The organism is Pseudomonas sp. LAMO17WK12:I10 (assembly GCF_900215185.1).
Taxonomy (GTDB): Bacteria; Pseudomonadota; Gammaproteobacteria; order Pseudomonadales; family Pseudomonadaceae; genus Aquipseudomonas; species Aquipseudomonas chlororaphis.
In genome coordinates this window covers 103,668-121,190 of the sequence record NZ_OBDX01000006.1, presented here as the reverse complement: position 1 = coordinate 121,190, position 17,523 = coordinate 103,668, and the positions used below count along the sequence as shown (strand labels likewise).

The following is a 17,523-nucleotide window of genomic DNA, read 5'->3' as shown; positions in this document are numbered from 1 at the left end:
ATTTGCGGACGAAAAAAAGCCCGGCGCGAAGGCCGGGCTTTTCAGGTAACGGTCTGCTAATTAAGCGCCGTATACCGGCAGCTTCTTGCAGATGGCTTTGACTTTCTCACGAACGGCGTCGATCACCGCTTCGTTGTTCAGGTCGGCCAGGATGTCGCAGATCCAGCCCGCCAGTTCCTTGCACTCGGCTTCCTTGAAGCCACGAGTGGTCACGGCCGGAGTACCGAAGCGCAGGCCGGAGGTGACGAACGGGGAGCGTGGGTCGTTTGGCACGGAGTTCTTGTTCACGGTGATGAAAGCCTTGCCCAGGGCGGCATCGGCGTCTTTACCGGAGATTTCCTGCTTGATCAGCGACAGCAGGAACAGGTGGTTCTGCGTACCGCCGGAAACCACGTCGAAACCGCGCTCGATGAACACGCCGGCCATGGCCTGGGCGTTCTTCACCACTTGTTGCTGGTAGGCCTTGAACTCAGGCTGCAGCGCTTCCTTGAAGCAGATGGCCTTGGCGGCGATCACGTGCTCCAGCGGGCCACCCTGGGCGCCCGGGAATACCGCGGAGTTCAGCTTCTTCTCGATGTCGGCGTTGGCGCGAGCCAGGATCAGGCCGCCACGTGGACCGCGCAGGGTCTTGTGGGTGGTGGTGGTTACCACGTCGGCGAAAGGCACCGGGTTCGGGTAGACGCCAGCGGCGACCAGTCCCGCAACGTGAGCCATATCAACAAAGAGGTAGGCACCGACCTTGTCGGCGATTGCGCGGAAACGTGGGAAGTCCAGGATCTGCGAGTAGGCAGAGAAACCGGCCACGATCATCTTCGGCTTGTGCTCGACCGCCAGGCGCTCGACTTCGTCGTAGTCGATCAGGCCGTTGGCATCGATGCCGTACTGGATGGCGTTGTACAGCTTGCCGGAGGAGGAAACGCTGGCGCCGTGGGTCAGGTGACCGCCGTGGGCCAGGCTCATGCCCAGGATGGTGTCGCCAGCCGACAGCAGCGCCAGGTAAACGGCGGCGTTGGCTTGCGAGCCGGCGTGCGGCTGGACGTTGGCGTAGTCGGCGCCGAACAGTTCCTTGGCACGGTCGATGGCCAACTGCTCAACCACGTCTACGTATTCGCAGCCGCCGTAGTAACGCTTGCCTGGGTAACCTTCGGCGTATTTGTTGGTCAGCACCGAGCCTTGAGCTTCCATCACCGCAGGGCTGGTGTAGTTTTCCGAAGCGATCAGCTCAATGTGCTCTTCCTGGCGCTGAGCTTCTTGCTCCATGGCGGCAAAGAGATCGGCGTCGTACTTGGCAATAGTCAAATCACGGCTGAACATGGCGGTCCTCAAGGATCGGGGCAGAAAAGGGGGGCATTCTAACCCAACGGGTTTTAGATGGCATATGAAAGGACATCATGTCGCAGACAAGTGGTGTTCATGAGTTGCCCAGGCTGAGTCCTGTAGCCGCTGCCGCAGGCTGCGATCTGCTCTTGAGGCCACTGAAGGCCTTCGGCCTTATCGCAGCCTGCGGCAGCGGCTACAGGGAAGGCGAGGTTGATCAATCGAACATGAACAGCGCGTCGTTGCTGAACTGCCCTTCGAAGCTGTTGGCCGGCATCGGCCGGCCAAACAGGTAACCCTGGACTTCGTCGCAGCCGTGTTCGCGCAGGAAGTCCAGTTGCTCATGGGTTTCCACACCCTCGGCGATCACTGCCAGGTTCAGGCTGTGGGCCATGGCGATGATGGCGCGGGCGATCTGCGCGTCTTGCTCGCCGGACGGCAGGCCGTCGACGAAGGTGCGGTCGATCTTCAAGACATCGATGGGGAACTGCTTGAGGTAGTTCAGCGATGAATAACCGGTGCCGAAGTCGTCGACTGCGATGCTCAGGCCGAGGTTCTTCAGGCCGTCGAGGATCTGCATCGCCTCGCTGACTTCGCGCATCAGGATACTTTCGGTCAGTTCCAGCTCCAGGCAGGCCGGCGGCAGGCCGGTGTCCTTGAGGATGGTGGCGATCCGCATGCCCAGCTGGCCATCGGAGAACTGGCGGGCCGAGATGTTCACCGAGACCTTCGGCACCCGGACCTTGGCCTGGTGCCACGCCTTAAGCTGGCGACAGGCTTCGCTGATGACCCAGTCGCCGACATCCACCACCAGTCCCAGTTCTTCGAGCACCGGGATGAAGTCCCCCGGCGGTACCAGCCCGCGTCGCGGATGGCGCCAGCGCAGCAGGGCCTCGGCGCCGGTCAGGCGCTTGCCGTCGCCGCTGAACTGCGGCTGGTAGTAGAGGATGAATTCCTGCTGTTCCAGGGCGTGGCGCAGGTCGCTTTCCAGCTCCAGGCGTTCCAGGGCGCTGGCGTTCATGTCGGCCTGGTAGAACTGGAAGTTGTTCTTGCCGCGCTCCTTGGCGTGATACATCGCGGTGTCGGCGTTTTTCATCAGCTGGCTCAGTTCGTTGCCATCCTGCGGGCTCAGGGCGATGCCGATACTGGCGGTGACGAAGAACTCACGGCCTTCGAGCACGAACGGCTTCACCAGGCTGGCGAGAATCTGTTCGGCAACATGGATCGCCCGGTTCAGGGCGATCTCGCGGCTGGTCCGCGGTTGCAGGAGCAGGGTGAACTCATCGCCGCCCATGCGCGCCACGGTGTCGTCATCGTCGACGCAATCGAGCAGGCGGGTGGCCATTTCCTTGAGCATGCGGTCGCCCGCGGCGTGCCCCAGGGAGTCGTTGATCGGCTTGAAACGGTCCAGGTCGAGGAACATCAGCACCACCCAGGACTTCTGCCGCTCCGCCGATTGCAGGGCGGTGTGCAGGCGGTCCTGGAACAGCGTACGGTTGGGCAGGTGGGTCAGGGCGTCGTAGTAGGCCAGGCGGTGAATGCGCTGCTCGCTGGCCTTGCGTTCGCTGATGTCGGTGAAGAAACACACGTAGCTGGCCAGGTCGCCTTCATCATCGAGCACCGCGGTGATGCCGACCCAGGCCGGGTAGTGCTCGCCGTTGCGCCGCTTGAGCCAGACCTCGCCTTCCCAGGTGCTGTGCTGGTGCAACTGCTTGAGCACATAGCGCAGGTGGGCTTCCTGTTGTTCGTCGACGGTGAGCATGTTCGGCAACTGGTCGAGCACCTGGGACACCGCGTAGCCACTGACCCGGCTGAACGCTTCGTTGGCCTGGACGATGTAGCCCGCCGGGTCGGTGATCAGGATCGCCGAGGTCGAGTGCTCGAATACCGTGGCCGCCATGCGCAGGTCTTTTTCCGCGCGACGCTGCTGGCTGATATCGCGGCCGACCCCGAGCACGCCTTCGAAAGCGCCGTGTTCGTCCCATACCAGCACCAGGCGCAACTCGATCGGAATCTTGCGCCCGTCGGCCCGCAGGCAGTCGAACAGGAACAACTGGGTCTGCACCTGGTTGCGCAATCGCGCCAGTTGCTCGGGTTTGTCCAGGGCCTTGCTGACCCGCTCCATCAGGGCGTAGATGCCGGTCAGTTGTTGCGGGTTGGCGATGGTCGATTGCCAGCCGTTCTGGAAGATCCACTCCGCGTCATAACCCAGTACCGACTGCACTGAGGGGCTGACATAGTTGAGGGCCATCTTACTGTCGGTGGAGAAAATCACGTCGCTGATGCTTTCGGCGAGCATGCGATAGCGTCGTTCGCTGTCGCGCAGGGATTCGCTGGCCTCGATCTGGTCGGTGATGTCCTTGGCCACGCCGATGATGCGCGTGACCTGGTCGTACTTGTCCCGCGCCAGGGCCTGTTCGCGGATGTCGAAACAGCGCCATTGGCCGCTGCGGTGGCGAAAGCGCAAATGGCACTGCAGCAACTGCAGGTAGCCGGCATGCCGCTGTTCCTGGCGCAGGCGGTGATAGAGGTCGGCGTCTTCCGGGTGCAGGAGGATTTCCCAGAAATACTCGCCCATCTGGTGCAGTTCGGTCTTGTTGTAGCCCAGGGTCTGGCCCAGGTGATGGTTGCTGAAGATCATCCGCTGGCTGATGACGTCCTGCACATACAGGTGGTCCGGCACGGTGCGCACCACATCCGACCAGAAACCCTCGCGCTCCAGCAGCGACAGCTCGATAAGCTTGCGGCTGGTGATGTCGCTGATGCTGAGGATCACCGCGCGATAGTCGCAGGGGTCTTCCGGCAGGCGCAGGACCAGCCACAGATGCTGGTCGTGGCCCTGGGCGTCGCTGAGGCGGATTTCCAGCTCCAGCTGTTTGTGCTGGTTGATCACGGTCTCCAGCAGCTGGTTGCCGATGGCGCTGCTGTGGAGCGGGCTGCCTTCGATCAGCAGTTTCCAGGCCTGTTCGCAGGAGTCGACGTTGAGCAGCCGCAGGGCCACCTGATTGACCTCGGTGACGCGCAGTTCTTCAAGCAGCAGCTGGCGCTGCTGTGGGTTGTGCTCCAGCCAGGCCTTGAGCTGTTCGCTGTCGTGCAGTTGCGCCTTGTCGAGAAATGCTGGCAGCCCGGAGATATCCAGGACACAGAGAGCGACCCCGGTGCCTTCGAAAATATCCTGATAGCGCCGACGCCCTTCGTGCAACTGACGCTGGCGGCGGCGCATGTTCAACAACGCGATCACCGGCAGCAGGGAAAACGCCAGCCCCAGCAGGCATTTGGCGATAAACGCCGGCAACAGTTGCTCGATCACCGCGCGCTCGTCGAACAGGCCGCGCAATTGCCAGTCGCTATTGCCCAGTGGCGCGACCAGCACGCTGTTGGCGATGTCGTCGGTGCTCACCGCGGTGCTGCTGCCGTCGTCGCGACTGAGGGTTTTCTGGTTCAGGCGGTTTTCAATGACCCAGGTCGGGTGAAAGCCCTGGTCGGGACTGGGCTCCAGGGACTGGACGAAAGACGGTGCCAGGCGCAGCACCCAGTAACTCTTGAGGGCGCCGCTGGGCTGGTGCAACAGCAGCTGTACCAGCGCGCCGTTGGTGGCGTTGCTGTAGTAATAGCGCTGGCCTCGGCTGCGGCTGGTCAGCTCGGCGAGCCATGCGGCGTCCTGGCCGTCGGCGCCACTGTCGCTGATGAGCTGGCCCTTGGCATCCAGCAGCGCGATGCTTTGCAGGTCGGGCAGGGACAGCTGCAGCTTTTTCAGCAGCAGTTGTTGCTGTTCGGCATTCTGTGGCGGCTCGACGATCGGCAGCAGGTTGAGGGCGATCTGCGCATTGAGTGCCAGGTTGAGGCTGATGTGCTCGGCCAGGTCGGCGTTGTAGTCGATCGCATGTTGACGCTGGTCTTTGCGGGTCTGTTGCAGTTGGTCGAGCAGTTGCCAGAACAGCAGGGCGAGCAGCAGCAGGACCAGGGTCGCCAGCACGCCTTTCACGGTGCCGCGCAGGGGCGAGCCGGACGCAGGTGCAGGTGCGCGCAGGGAAAAGGGCGGAGTGGCATTGGACAAACTGTGATCCTGCGGTTTGGCTGGACTGGCGCGACGTGCACTATAAGCCGGACGCCCGAAGGGCGGCTAGCATGCCTTGAGTTGTGGCAAAGTGCCAGTCCGGGCTGACTGGACCTTGCCCGGCCATTGAGGTAGCTTTGCCGGTTACGCGGGAGCGCTCCAGCTCCAGACAATCAGGCTTTTTCCGTACGCAGGCATTGATCGCGATCAAATGCCGGCGCCGCGCATGGCCTGGCCCGGGCTTCGCCCGCTCTCCATTCATCAGTCACTGACGCTAGGTTCATCATGGCTCAATACGTCTTCACCATGCATCGGCTGGGAAAAGTTGTTCCGCCGAAGCGGGAAATCCTGAAAAACATCTCTCTGTCGTTCTTCCCGGGCGCCAAGATCGGCGTGCTGGGCCTCAACGGTTCGGGTAAGTCCACCCTGCTGAAAATCATGGCCGGCGTCGACACCGAGTTCGAGGGCGAAGCCCGTCCGATGCCCGAGCTGAACATCGGCTACCTGCCCCAGGAGCCTCAGCTGGATCCGACCAAGACCGTGCGTGAAGTGGTCGAGGAAGCGGTCAGCGTGATCAAGGACGCCCAGGCGCGCCTGGACGAGGTCTACGCGGCGTACGCCGATCCGGATGCCGACTTCGACAAGCTGGCCGCCGAACAGGCCAAGCTCGAAGCGATCCTGCAGGCCAGCGATGGCCACAACCTGGAGCGCCAGCTGGAAGTCGCCGCCGATGCGCTGCGCCTGCCGGCCTGGGACGCCAAGGTCGAACACCTGTCCGGTGGTGAAAAGCGTCGCGTGGCCCTGTGCCGCCTGCTGCTGTCCGCCCCGGACATGCTGCTGCTCGACGAACCGACCAACCACCTGGACGCCGATTCCGTGGCCTGGCTGGAGCACTTCCTCCACGACTTCCCGGGCACCGTGGTTGCGATCACGCACGACCGTTACTTCCTGGACAACGTCGCCGGTTGGATCCTCGAGCTCGACCGCGGCGCCGGCATTCCTTACGAGGGCAACTATTCGGGTTGGCTGGAAGCCAAGTCCGATCGTCTGGCCCAGGAATCCAAGCAGCAGTCGGCCCATGAAAAGGCCATGAAGGAAGAGCTGGAGTGGGTGCGCAAGGGCGCCAAGGCTCGCCAGTCGAAATCCAAGGCCCGTCTGGCCCGCTTCGAAGAAATGCAATCGCAGGAATTCCAGAAGCGCAGCGAGACCAACGAGATCTACATCCCGGCCGGTCCGCGCCTGGGCGACAAGGTCATCGAGTTCAAGAACGTCACCAAGGGCTACGGCGATCGCGTGCTGATCGACAACCTGTCGTTCTCCATGCCAAAAGGCGCCATCGTCGGCGTGATCGGCGGTAACGGTGCCGGTAAGTCCACCCTGTTCCGCATGCTGATGGGCAAGGAAACGCCGGACTCGGGCAGCATCGAAATCGGCGAAACCGTGCAACTGGCCTGCGTCGACCAGAGCCGCGAGGACCTGGACGGCAGCAAGACCGTGTTCCAGCAGATCTCCGACGGTTCCGACCAGATCCGCATCGGCAACTACGAGATCCCGTCGCGTACCTACGTCGGCCGTTTCAACTTCAAGGGCGGCGACCAGCAGAAGTTCGTCAAGGACCTGTCCGGTGGTGAGCGTGGCCGTCTGCACCTGGCCCTGACCCTGAAAGAGGGCGGTAACGTCCTGCTGCTCGATGAACCGTCCAACGACCTCGACGTCGAAACCCTGCGTTCCCTGGAAGAAGCCCTGCTGGACTTCCCGGGCGCCGCCATTGTGATCTCCCACGACCGGTGGTTCCTTGACCGTGTCGCGACCCACATCCTGGCGTACGAAGACGACTCGCAAGCGGTGTTCTTCGAAGGCAACTACACCGAGTACGAGGCCGATCGCAAGAAGCGCCTTGGCGACGCGGCAGCCCAACCGCACCGTGTGCGTTACAAGAAACTGGCCTGATCCGGGCAAGTTGCCTGAAAGAAAACGGAGCCTTCGGGCTCCGTTTTTTTTGCCTGTTTTTTTGGGCTCGCCAATATGGGGCGCTGCTGGTGATTCTGGTCCCCTGAATGGTGCGTGAAATGCCAGAAATGGCGAAAAATTTATATCAATTGCACCATTTAAATTCATAACTGCGACATTTTGCGCTGTCATGGTGCTGTTCGAGTTGCTAAAGTCCCGGGCAAATCTGCGTTAACGACAATAAATTTGCCGAGACTTTCCCATGATCGAATCCGTCGAAGACTTCCTCGCCCGCCTGAAAAAGCGCGACCCGGACCAGCCTGAATTCCACCAGGCGGTGGAAGAGGTGCTGCGCAGCCTGTGGCCGTTCCTGGAGGCCAACCCGCATTACCTGACCTCGGGCATTCTCGAGCGCATCTGTGAGCCGGAGCGGGCGGTGGTGTTTCGTGTGTCGTGGGTCGACGATCAGGGTAAGGTCCAGGTCAATCGCGGGTTCCGCATCCAGATGAACAGTGCTATCGGCCCATACAAGGGCGGTTTGCGCTTCCACCCTTCGGTCAATCTTGGGGTGCTGAAATTCCTCGCCTTCGAGCAGACTTTCAAGAATTCCCTGACTTCGCTGCCTATGGGCGGCGGCAAAGGCGGCTCGGACTTCGATCCGAAGGGTAAGAGCGACGCCGAAGTGATGCGCTTCTGCCAGGCCTTCATGAGCGAGCTGTATCGCCATATCGGTTCAGACGTGGACGTGCCAGCGGGGGATATCGGCGTGGGTGCCCGGGAAATCGGCTTCCTGTTCGGCCAGTACAAGCGCCTGAGCAATCAGTTCACTTCGGTGCTGACCGGCAAGGGCATGAGTTACGGCGGCAGCCTGATCCGCCCGGAGGCCACCGGCTTCGGCTGCGTGTACTTCGCCGAAGAAATGCTCAAGCGCCGTGACGAGCGGGTGGAGGGCAAGCGCGTGGCGATTTCCGGCTCCGGCAACGTGGCGCAATACGCCGCGCGCAAGGTCATGGACCTGGGCGGCAAGGTGATCTCCCTGTCGGACTCCGAAGGCACGCTGTACTGCGAGGCCGGGCTGACCGAGGAGCAATGGCAGGCGGTGCTGGAACTGAAGAACGTCAAGCGTGGGCGCATCAGCGAGCTGGCGACGCGGTTCAACCTCGAGTTCCTTGCCGGCCAGCACCCCTGGGCGCTGCCGTGCGACATCGCGCTGCCGTGCGCCACCCAGAACGAACTGGACGCCGAGTCGGCACGCACGCTGCTGCGCAATGGCTGCATGTGCGTGGCTGAAGGGGCGAACATGCCGACCACTCTGGAGGCTGTGGATATCTTTATCGAGGCCGGCATTCTGTTCGCCCCGGGCAAGGCGTCCAATGCCGGTGGCGTGGCGGTCAGCGGGCTGGAGATGTCGCAGAACGCCATGCGCCTGCTGTGGAGCGCCGGCGAGGTGGACAGCAAGCTGCACGGCATCATGCAGTCGATCCATCACGCCTGTGTGCATTACGGCGAAGAAAACGGCCGGATCAACTACGTCAAAGGGGCGAACATCGCCGGCTTCGTCAAGGTCGCCGATGCCATGCTGGCCCAGGGCGTGGTTTAAGCCGGGTCGATGCGGATCACCTCGATCAGTTGATCACCCGCCGGCCGCTGCCACAGTACTTCATCGCCAAGCTGGGTGCCCAGCAGCGCCCGGCCCAGCGGCGAGCCCCAATTGATCAGGCCCTTGGCGACATCGGCCTGATCCTCTCCCACCAGTTGCACACACTGCTCGGTGCCGTGCTCGTCGGCGAAGATGACCCGGCTGCCGATCTGCACTTTCGACCGCGATGTCGCCTGGGGAACCACCTGGGCGCTTTGCAGGCGCTGGTTGAAGTAGCGCAGATCGCGCTCGATATCGGCCAGCTGCTGTGGGTCCGCCTGGTCGCCCAGCGCCGATTGTTCGTTGTGCCGGGTTTGCAGGAACGCGACCTTGGCTTGCAGTTCGCTCAGGCCCTGCGGGGTGACGTAGTTGGGCTGCGTGCTGATCTGCCGTTCCACTGGTTGGTCGGCCTGGGCGGCAGTCAGTTCCTCATTGACGAAGGCTCGGCTCATGGGCGTTTTCCCGTAATGGAGGTTTGGGCCATGGTCGCAGCCTTTTGGTTTCGGGCCATGCCTGAAAGCGACTTACTGTGAGCGATAGGCTCGCGCGGCGTCGCGGTCTTTTTCTTCTTGCCAGGCGCGTTCGCGTTCGTCCCAGTGACGTTCCCGATAATCGTTGCGGTCCTGGTTTTCCAGCATGGCCTGGCACTGGCGAAAGCCGTCGCTCCAGCCCTCGGCGTATTGCGGGTCCTTGAGGTAGCGCGGCACGTTCTTGCGAAATTCGCCGTTGATCGCCCCGGCGGCCTGGCGACCGCTGGCGCAGCCATCATCGAAGCCGTCGGCGAAGGCCGGTGGATAACCCTGCTTGAGCAACTGCTCGTGGGTCGTCTCACAACCGGTCATCAACGCCAGCAACGCTGCCACTACCGCATACCGCCACATCTCTGACTCCCACGCCGCTGAACGGCTGATAGAGAAAGTCTAGAAGGGGATTCGTCAGTGGTCTGTGAAAGCGCGGTAAGAATGCTACCGGGCGTCAGTAGTGGTACCACTTCAGTTCCAGCATCACCTCGTTTTCCGCCGTGGCCAGGTGGCTGAACTCGCGCTGGGCGCTCAGGCGCAGGCCCAGGTTGCGCGACAGCTCCCATTGCTGGTTGAGGCTCAGGCTGCGACGCACCTCGCCATTGGTGAAGTAATCGCCCTTGGCTTCGACGCTGAAGTTGCCCAACGGGTTTTTCCACAGCAGGCCGGTGTTGAAGCCGGCCGCCGGGGTGATGAAGCCGGCGAAATCGGCGTTGTGCTCGACGCGCACGGTGCCCAGGGCGAAGCCGAGCATGTTCTCGCTGAGCTGCCAGGTGCCGCCACCGCCACCGTTGACATGGCTGACCAGGGTTTCATCGTCGTGTTTGCCCGGCACCCGCTCCAGGCCGCCGGTGACCTGCCAGGACCAAGGTTGCAGCAGTTCGTTACGCGGCGTCAGCGAACGGATGGTCGCCAGGTCCAGTTGCTGCAGCTGCCAGTGGTTGCCTTCGTACTGGCGCAGTTTCATTTGCAGGATTTCGATCTGTGCGCCCAAGGGGAAACCTTCGGCGTTGTCATTGAGGTCGTGATAGGCCATGCGCAGCCCGTATTCGCCAAAGGCCTGGTCACCGCGGGTGCCCACGCCGACCTGCCAGGTGCGCGATTCATGGCCGTCTTCCGGCAGGCCAGGGCGCTCGATGGACAGTTCGGGCGGCGGGTTGCGATTGATCGCCCGCAACAGCTCGAAACTGCGCTGCGCCCGTTGCGGATCGCGCTCCTGGCCGTTGGCCCGGTAGCGCTCAAGGCGATAGGCCGCATCGATGATCAACGCCTGGCGGTCCCGTGGCAGGGCCTTGAAGGCGGGCTCCTGCAGCTGTTGCTGGTCGGCGCTGACCTTCAGCACCCATTGCTGTTCGTCGCTGCTCAACGGCTTGGCGCGCTCGAGCAGCTCACGTTCGCGGGACGGGCGGTACTCGATCTTCTCCACCAGGCCGGCTTCCTTCACCGCCTTGACGGTGTCGGTAGGAATCGCCGTCAACGGGAATTGCCCGGTCAGGCGCAGGCTCGGACGGGCTACTTGCAGCAGCTCGAGCAAGCGGTAGGAGCAGTTCTCGTCGAAGAAGAAGTAGTCGAACTTGATCTGCTTCAGTTCCCAGACGTGCTCGACCATGCGTTCGGTTTCGGCCTGGGTCAGGTTCAGCCGGTATTCCCACAGGTCGCGGTTTTCCAGGCTACGGTATTCCGAGAGCTTCTCCTGGTAGGGCACCAGGGCGAACAGGCCGGGATAGCCACCCATCAGGCCTTTCCAGGCATAGAGAATGCTGTTGTCCGAGCCTTCGATGTAGGCGCCGAAGTTGATCGCGTAGCTGAGCAGGGCGGTGTGGTTGCTTTGTACGTCGGCCTGGTCGATGCGCAGCAGGGTATGGCCGAACATCGACGACGGGCTGTTCAGGTAGGCCGCCGGGAAAATCATCACCGTGCTGTGGGGCGAGACGTCCTTGAACCACTGGTTGAACTCATTGCAGTCCACCGCCGGCAGATCGTTCAGGCTCAACTGGGCCTTGAGCCAGCGGGTGCGGGCGGGGTACACGCATTGAGCATGCTGGTTGCCGCTGCCGGCGGGGGCGTAGAGCGCGTCAAGGGTGGCCTTGAGTTCGGCGTCGGGGTGTTCGGCGCCGTCTTTGGCGAGGAAAAATTTCGGGTCGCTGACATAACTGCGCCAGCCACCGAGCTTGGCGGTTTCGTAGTGGCCAAGGGAAATCCAGAACGGATCGCTGGCCAGTTGCTGCAAACGTGAGTGGTCGATGTGTGGCGCGGCGGACAGCGGGGCGCAGACACAGAGCGCCAGGGAGGCAAGGCGTTTGAGCATGGTGGGCAACTTGAGTCGGAAAAAACAAAGACCCGGGAGGGGTCATGTCCGAAAAACAAAAGCCCGCTCCTCGAAAAGAGCGGGCGGGTCGAGATTAAGCCGGGGTGGCGTACTTGGCCAGGCGTGCATCGCTTTTCAGCACGGCCAGGGTGTTGGTGTGCACATCTTCCGCGGTCACGTCGGCTTTGCTGAAGATCTGCTGGAAGTGCTCGTGGGTGACGGCGGCGAAGTGCGCGCGGTCTTCGGGAGCGACGCCCAGGACCACGGCGTAGGTGGTCAGCGCTTCGCCTTCACCTTTGGCCATGTCTTCGGAGAGCTCGTTCATCATGCCATTCATGGCAAACCAGGATTTGCCGCCGTAAGTCAGCGCACTGTTGGTCGAGCAGCCGTTGGTGCCGGAAGTCATACCGAAGGTCGCGTTACCGGAGGTGCCGTTGGTGGTGGAGGCCAGGAAGTGAGCCGGAGTGCCGCGCTGTCCTTCGAACAGCAGGTTGCCCCACCCACAATCCGGACCGCCTGGCGCTTGGGCCATTGCATTGATGGAAACAGCGGTGAAGAGAGTACCGAGAAGAATCCGTTTCATAGCTTTGTTCTCTTTGTGTGCAAACCAATGGACAAGGGTTCTGGCCCATGTCGGCGCCAGTGGGCCGGTTATTAGTCCAGCCGCGCAGCTTGGAGTTTAGGCAGATTCCAAGGGTTCCGTGTTTTTTTGCATGACATTCCTTGAAATAGACGGTTTTTATGCTGTCTGCGTAGGGCCAGGGATCTATCCGCTTTCGCTGCGTAGCGCCTTGCCAGCCGCTGTACCCGGCGCCAGAATGCCCCATCTGCCCCGCCTGATGTAAGGAAGCCCGATGCCTGATCCTGTTGCTGCCAGCTTGCGTCTAGCGCCCGAAGCGCTGACCCGTCCGTTTTCCGCTGAACAGTTCAGCTTCTCGACCACCAATGATTTGGAGCCCTTTCGCGGTGTGCTTGGCCAGGAACGTGCGGTCGAAGCCTTGCAGTTCGGTGTGGCCATGCCACGCCCCGGTTACAACGTCTTTGTCATGGGCGAGCCCGGCACTGGCCGCTTCTCTTTCGTCAAACGCTACCTGAAGGCTGAAGGCAAACGTCTGCAGACCCCGTCCGACTGGGTCTACGTCAACAATTTCGATGAGCCGCGCGAGCCTCGCGCGCTGGAGCTGCCTTCGGGGGCCGCGGGTGCGTTCATCAGTGACATCAACGGCCTGATCGACAATCTGCTGGCGACCTTTCCGGCGGTCTTCGAGCATCCGTCCTATCAACAGAAGAAAAGCGCCATCGACCGCGCGTTCAACCAGCGTTACGACCGTGCCCTGGATGTTATCGAGCGCCTGGCGCTGGAGAAGGACGTCGCGCTGTACCGCGACAGCAGCAATATCGCCTTCACCCCGATGCTCGACGGCAAGGCGCTGGACGAGGCCGAGTTCGCGCAATTGCCCGAAGCCGATCGCGAGCGTTTCCATGAGGACATTTCCGCCCTGGAAGAGCGTCTCAACGAAGAGCTGGCGAGCCTGCCGCAGTGGAAGCGCGAGTCGAGCAACCAACTGCGTCACCTCAACGAAGAAACCATTACCCTGGCCTTGCAGCCGCTGCTGGCGCCGCTGTCCGAGAAGTACGCGGAAAACGCCGGTGTATGCGGCTACCTGCAAGCCATGCAGGTGTACCTGCTCAAGACCGTGGTCGAGCAACTGGTGGACGACAGCAAGACCGACGCTGTGGCCCGCAAGCTGCTGGAAGAACAGTACGGCCCGAGCCTGGTGGTCGGCCACCCGGCCAATGGCGGCGCGCCGGTGGTGTTCGAGCCGCACCCGACCTACGACAACCTGTTTGGCCGCATCGAATACAGCACCGATCAGGGCGCGCTCTACACCACTTACCGGCAGTTGCGTCCGGGTGCCCTGCATCGGGCCAACGGCGGTTTCCTGATTCTCGAAGCCGAGAAGATGCTCAGCGAACCCTTTGTCTGGGATGCCCTCAAGCGGGCCCTGCAATCGCGCAAGCTGAAGATGGAGTCGCCGCTGGGCGAACTGGGGCGCCTGGCCACCGTGACCCTGACCCCGCAACACATCCCGTTGCAGGTCAAGGTCGTGATCATCGGTGCCCGCCAGCTGTACTACACGCTGCAGGACCTGGATCCGGACTTCCAGGAAATGTTTCGCGTGCTGGTGGACTTCGACGAAGACATCCCGATGGTGGACGAGAGCCTCGAACAGTTCGCCCAGCTGCTGAAGACCCGCACTTCCGAAGAAGGCATGGCACCGCTGACCGCGGACGCGGTGGCGCGCCTGGCGACCTACAGCGCCCGGCTGGCGGAGCACCAGGGGCGCTTGTCGGCGCGTATTGGCGATCTGTTCCAGCTGGTCAGCGAGGCGGACTTCATCCGTCACCTGGCCTCGGACGAGATGACCGATGCCGGGCATATCGAACGGGCACTCAAAGCCAAGGCCACCCGTACCGGGCGGGTTTCGGCGCGGATTCTCGACGACATGCTGGCGGGGATCATCCTGATCGACACCGATGGCGCCGCCGTGGGCAAGTGCAACGGACTGACCGTGCTGGAAGTGGGCGATTCGGCCTTTGGCGTGCCGGCGCGGATTTCCGCCACGGTCTACCCGGGGGGCAGCGGTATCGTCGACATCGAGCGCGAGGTCAATCTCGGCCAGCCGATTCACTCCAAGGGCGTGATGATTCTCACCGGCTACCTGGGCAGTCGTTACGCCCAGGAATTCCCCCTGGCGATCTCGGCGAGCATCGCGCTGGAGCAATCCTACGGTTACGTCGATGGCGACAGTGCGTCGCTGGGCGAGGCGTGCACGCTGATCTCGGCCTTGTCGAAAACCCCGCTCAAGCAATGCTTTGCCATTACCGGATCGATCAACCAGTTCGGCGAAGTGCAGGCGGTTGGCGGGGTCAACGAGAAGATCGAAGGCTTCTTCCGTCTCTGCGAAGCTCGGGGCCTGACGGGCGAGCAAGGTGCGATCATTCCTCACGCCAACGTCGCCACCCTGATGCTCGATGAGAAGGTGCTGGCGGCGGTCCGCGCCGGGCAATTCCACGTGTATGCCGTGCGCCAGGCTGACGAGGCCCTGAGCCTGCTGGTCGGCGAGCCCGCGGGCGAGCCGGATGCGGATGGCCAGTTCCCGGAAGGCAGCGTCAACGCGCGGGTGGTGGAGCGCCTGCGGGTCATTGCTGAAATGGTCAGCGAGGAGGACCTAAAGGAAGCGGAAAAAGAGCAGGCGCAAGAGGCATTGGCGCAAACCAAGCCGGCATGAGCCTTGCCGCGACGAGGGCTTGGCCTTCGTCGCGGCGCCGGTCCGCTGGCGTCAACTTTCGCGAATAGACCATTCGGCGCCTGTTCAGCCGGTCAACTTTGCTTCTCAGGCTTTTCTTCCTATTCTCAGGCAAGGAGAACGACAGTCGTCACTGGATCGAAACAGTCTTCACATGAGGGCTGAATACCGGATCTACCGAGGGTCGCCGCCATGTCGCGCAACCTCTGCCTTACCCGCCAGTGTCTTGGCCTGGTTACCCGTATCGAGTGCAGTATCCGCCCGCTGGCGGGAGATAACGGAATGTGGACCCTACTGTTCGCGGCCGGAATGGCCGGCGAGCAACCTTCGGCCATCAAGGCCCAGGGACCTTTCTGTGGTCCCAGCGTGGCCGAGTCCATCCTTGATTCCATCGTCGAAAGCCTGACCACCCATGGTTATGAGTTGGCCGACGATCCGCAGATCTGGTGCTTGCACCTTCAGGCGCAACTACGGCAGATCAATGGCGAGCGCTGCCGTCATTGACGTAATCTCCCGTTAATCCCTACCGCTGAGTCCTACTCGGCGGGTGGTGGGTTCTCCAGCTTGTCGAGCTTGACCTCAAAGCCATATTCGACGGTGTTGAGTTCGCTGCGCTGGTAGGTTTCCAGCTCGGTGGGCTGCCCATAGAAATAATGCACGTCGAACAAGGCCGGGCCGCTTGCCGGCGCCTCATGGCTGACCGCAAGAATCTCCTTCAGGTACTGGCCGCTGGCGTCCTTGGCATAGAAGCGCCAGGCCTCGGACGGGAACTGGCGCTGGTCGACGATCAGCGCATTGCCCCGCAGCTCCAGGCCTTTGGGCAGCTGGCTGACGGGCAGGGCTTTCTTCTCGATGCTGGCCAGGAACAGCGGGATCGAACCGACGGCGTAAGCCGGGGTTTCCGGGAACAGAGTCAGGTCGTAAGTGATCGAGCTGCGCATCGGATCGACCTCGACTGCCTCCGATGGCAGTTCGATGGGCTCGCCACGTTTGCCGTTTTCGTTCTGGGTGAAGAAGGTCACGGGGCTGTCGCTGGTGGAGAAGGACGTGCCCAGCAACTCGTCATTGAAGGTTCTTGGGTGGTCGAACTCGATCCGCGCCGCGCTGGCGTCCTCGGTGGATTGATGAACGACCACGCTTTTCTTCAAGGTTTCTTGGTCGAGGTTGGCGCCCTTGAGGTAGTTCGGTGCCTGGTCGTCATACACCACTACCGGCATGGGCAGGGGCTGGATCTTGCTGTCGGTGGTCAGAGGGTCGAAGCGTCGCACCGGCAGATTGAGGTCTTTGCGGGTGATGGTGGCTGCGGAGAAGTCCAGCACATTGACTTCGAGCTTGTCGATCAGGCCGTTGAAATACACCTTGGTGTAATGGCTGTGCTGTTCGCGCTCGAAGGCTTTTCGCTCATTTTCAAGTTGCTGCTCGAACACTTGGCTCCAGGCCTTCTGTTTCTGCATTTCGCTGAGCTGTTTGGTGTAGAAGGCGATCTGTTGGCTGTTTTCGTTGATCGACCCGGAGCGCGAAAGGATCTGCCCGGTAGTGTCCCGTGCCTGCACCAGCAATGGGTTGAGCGGCGTCTCGCTGAGTTCGGGCGACAGTGGGGCGCTGTTGGTCAACTCGATTTCGGCGCTGTTCTTGTCCAGGGACAACAGTTTCACGCTGACATTCTTGTCGCTGCGTTGCTTGCCGATATCGGCCTTGCCCAGTTCGAAGGTGAGGACCTGACGTGGCGCGATCACTTCGGCCTTGCCTTGCAGCGTCACGGGTTGGGGCTGGTTCTTGTTTTCGACTTCCAGGCCTTCGATGAACGGGTAGGTCACCGTCAGGTCATCCGGGTTGGTCAGGTTGGAACTGGACGGGCTCAACTGGATGCCGGGATCGGTTTCCGACCATTCGGGCTGGAAGGCGATGACCTTGCCGTTGCTCAGGGTCACGGACTGCCATTCCAGGCCGTGGGGGAAGGGGAATTGCGCCGGCATGTTGAAGTTGAAGGGAAACACCGGCTGCAGGTCGGTCAGGTAATCGGAGTTGGAGGTCTTGCGCAGTACGAACAGGCCGTTGAGGTAGGTGTCGACCAGCGCCTGCGGGCTGGGGTAGTGCTGGAGCAGGGCCAGGGCGTCATCGCCGTATTCGGTCTCGATGGGCTTGTTCTGGAGCCGCAGTTGCGCGCGTTCGAGCAGTAAGAGCGAACCGCCCAGGTCAGCGATGGCGTCCTTGAGCTTGGGGTCCTGGATAGCATCCAGGGATTGTTCGAACTGTGCGGTTTTCTGTTCCAGGCTGACTTGCTGCTTCTCGTCGCTGGGCGAGCAGCCGCTGCTGAGCAGTACCGCGATACACAGGCCGGTACCCGCCAAAGGCAATCGCAAATCCATTCTCCAGGCTTCCTGTCCGATGTCATTGAGCTGTTCACGTGCTTGCGACAC

General features: G+C 62.0%; 11 protein-coding genes. 4 read left to right on the top strand and 7 right to left on the bottom strand.

Going from position 1 to position 17,523, the window contains the following annotated elements; translation table 11 throughout:
• Window positions 1–60 precede the first annotated feature (60 nt).
• Both glyA and CRO75_RS09420 read right to left on the bottom strand, forming a co-directional pair.
• On the bottom strand, window positions 61–1,314 hold the full coding sequence (gene glyA / locus CRO75_RS09425; protein ID WP_009045723.1) for a serine hydroxymethyltransferase: 1,254 nt from the start codon (window positions 1,312–1,314) through the stop codon (window positions 61–63).
• Window positions 1,315–1,534: 220 nt separating this feature from the next.
• Window positions 1,535–5,374, bottom strand: a complete 3,840-nt coding sequence (locus CRO75_RS09420) for a bifunctional diguanylate cyclase/phosphodiesterase (protein WP_097135067.1) — start codon at window positions 5,372–5,374, stop codon at window positions 1,535–1,537.
• Between the two features lie 285 nt (window positions 5,375–5,659).
• On the opposite strand from CRO75_RS09420, the gene ettA reads away from it, so the two are divergent.
• Entirely contained in the window at window positions 5,660–7,324 is a 1,665-nt protein-coding gene (gene ettA / locus CRO75_RS09415; RefSeq protein WP_023969433.1) for an energy-dependent translational throttle protein EttA, read from the top strand.
• 262 nt (window positions 7,325–7,586) lie between these two features.
• The gene (gene gdhA, locus CRO75_RS09410) at window positions 7,587–8,924 is read left to right on the top strand and encodes an NADP-specific glutamate dehydrogenase (protein WP_062824535.1); all 1,338 of its coding nucleotides are present in this window, start codon (window positions 7,587–7,589) and stop codon (window positions 8,922–8,924) included.
• On the opposite strand, the gene CRO75_RS09405 is transcribed toward gdhA, so the two are convergent.
• The 4 genes from CRO75_RS09405 to CRO75_RS09390 form a co-directional block, all read right to left on the bottom strand.
• Window positions 8,921–9,415, bottom strand: coding sequence for a GreA/GreB family elongation factor (locus tag CRO75_RS09405; protein ID WP_097135066.1), 495 nt, complete (start codon window positions 9,413–9,415; stop codon window positions 8,921–8,923). The two genes, gdhA and CRO75_RS09405, sit on opposite strands and share 4 nt — an antisense overlap.
• Window positions 9,416–9,487: 72 nt before the next feature.
• Window positions 9,488–9,844: a hypothetical protein gene (locus CRO75_RS09400; RefSeq protein WP_009045718.1), complete on the bottom strand. Its 357-nt coding sequence runs from the start codon at window positions 9,842–9,844 to the stop codon at window positions 9,488–9,490.
• Window positions 9,845–9,938: 94 nt separating this feature from the next.
• Entirely contained in the window at window positions 9,939–11,792 is a 1,854-nt protein-coding gene (locus tag CRO75_RS09395; protein ID WP_097135065.1) for a DUF4105 domain-containing protein, read from the bottom strand.
• Window positions 11,793–11,886: 94 nt separating this feature from the next.
• A complete protein-coding gene (locus CRO75_RS09390) occupies window positions 11,887–12,375 on the bottom strand; it encodes a DUF3015 domain-containing protein (RefSeq protein ID WP_007924760.1) in 489 nt (162 codons plus the stop codon).
• A 271-nt stretch (window positions 12,376–12,646) separates the two neighbouring features.
• Between CRO75_RS09390 and CRO75_RS09385 the strand changes: the two genes are divergently transcribed.
• Together CRO75_RS09385 and CRO75_RS09380 are read left to right on the top strand one after the other, a co-directional pair.
• Window positions 12,647–15,085, top strand: a complete 2,439-nt coding sequence (locus CRO75_RS09385; protein ID WP_009045716.1) for an ATP-binding protein — start codon at window positions 12,647–12,649, stop codon at window positions 15,083–15,085.
• Between the two features lie 210 nt (window positions 15,086–15,295).
• Window positions 15,296–15,607 (top strand): hypothetical protein, encoded by a 312-nt coding sequence (locus CRO75_RS09380; protein ID WP_007924756.1) that lies wholly within the window; start codon window positions 15,296–15,298, stop codon window positions 15,605–15,607.
• 32 nt (window positions 15,608–15,639) lie between these two features.
• On the opposite strand, the gene CRO75_RS09375 is transcribed toward CRO75_RS09380, so the two are convergent.
• Window positions 15,640–17,472, bottom strand: coding sequence for a hypothetical protein (locus CRO75_RS09375; RefSeq protein WP_097135064.1), 1,833 nt, complete (start codon window positions 17,470–17,472; stop codon window positions 15,640–15,642).
• Between the last annotated feature and the right edge of the window lie 51 nt (window positions 17,473–17,523).

Excerpts from the sequence above, each read along its gene's own strand:
- glyA (WP_009045723.1), bottom strand. The coding sequence starts at position 1,314 with ATGTTCAGCCGTGATTTGACTATTGCCAAGTACGACGCCGATCTCTTT.
- ettA (WP_023969433.1), top strand. The coding sequence starts at position 5,660 with ATGGCTCAATACGTCTTCACCATGCATCGGCTGGGAAAAGTTGTTCCG.
- gdhA (WP_062824535.1), top strand. The coding sequence starts at position 7,587 with ATGATCGAATCCGTCGAAGACTTCCTCGCCCGCCTGAAAAAGCGCGAC.
- CRO75_RS09405 (WP_097135066.1), bottom strand. The coding sequence starts at position 9,415 with ATGAGCCGAGCCTTCGTCAATGAGGAACTGACTGCCGCCCAGGCCGAC.
- CRO75_RS09400 (WP_009045718.1), bottom strand. The coding sequence starts at position 9,844 with ATGTGGCGGTATGCGGTAGTGGCAGCGTTGCTGGCGTTGATGACCGGT.
- CRO75_RS09395 (WP_097135065.1), bottom strand. The coding sequence starts at position 11,792 with ATGCTCAAACGCCTTGCCTCCCTGGCGCTCTGTGTCTGCGCCCCGCTG.
- CRO75_RS09390 (WP_007924760.1), bottom strand. The coding sequence starts at position 12,375 with ATGAAACGGATTCTTCTCGGTACTCTCTTCACCGCTGTTTCCATCAAT.
- CRO75_RS09385 (WP_009045716.1), top strand. The coding sequence starts at position 12,647 with ATGCCTGATCCTGTTGCTGCCAGCTTGCGTCTAGCGCCCGAAGCGCTG.
- CRO75_RS09380 (WP_007924756.1), top strand. The coding sequence starts at position 15,296 with ATGTCGCGCAACCTCTGCCTTACCCGCCAGTGTCTTGGCCTGGTTACC.
- CRO75_RS09375 (WP_097135064.1), bottom strand. The coding sequence starts at position 17,472 with ATGGATTTGCGATTGCCTTTGGCGGGTACCGGCCTGTGTATCGCGGTA.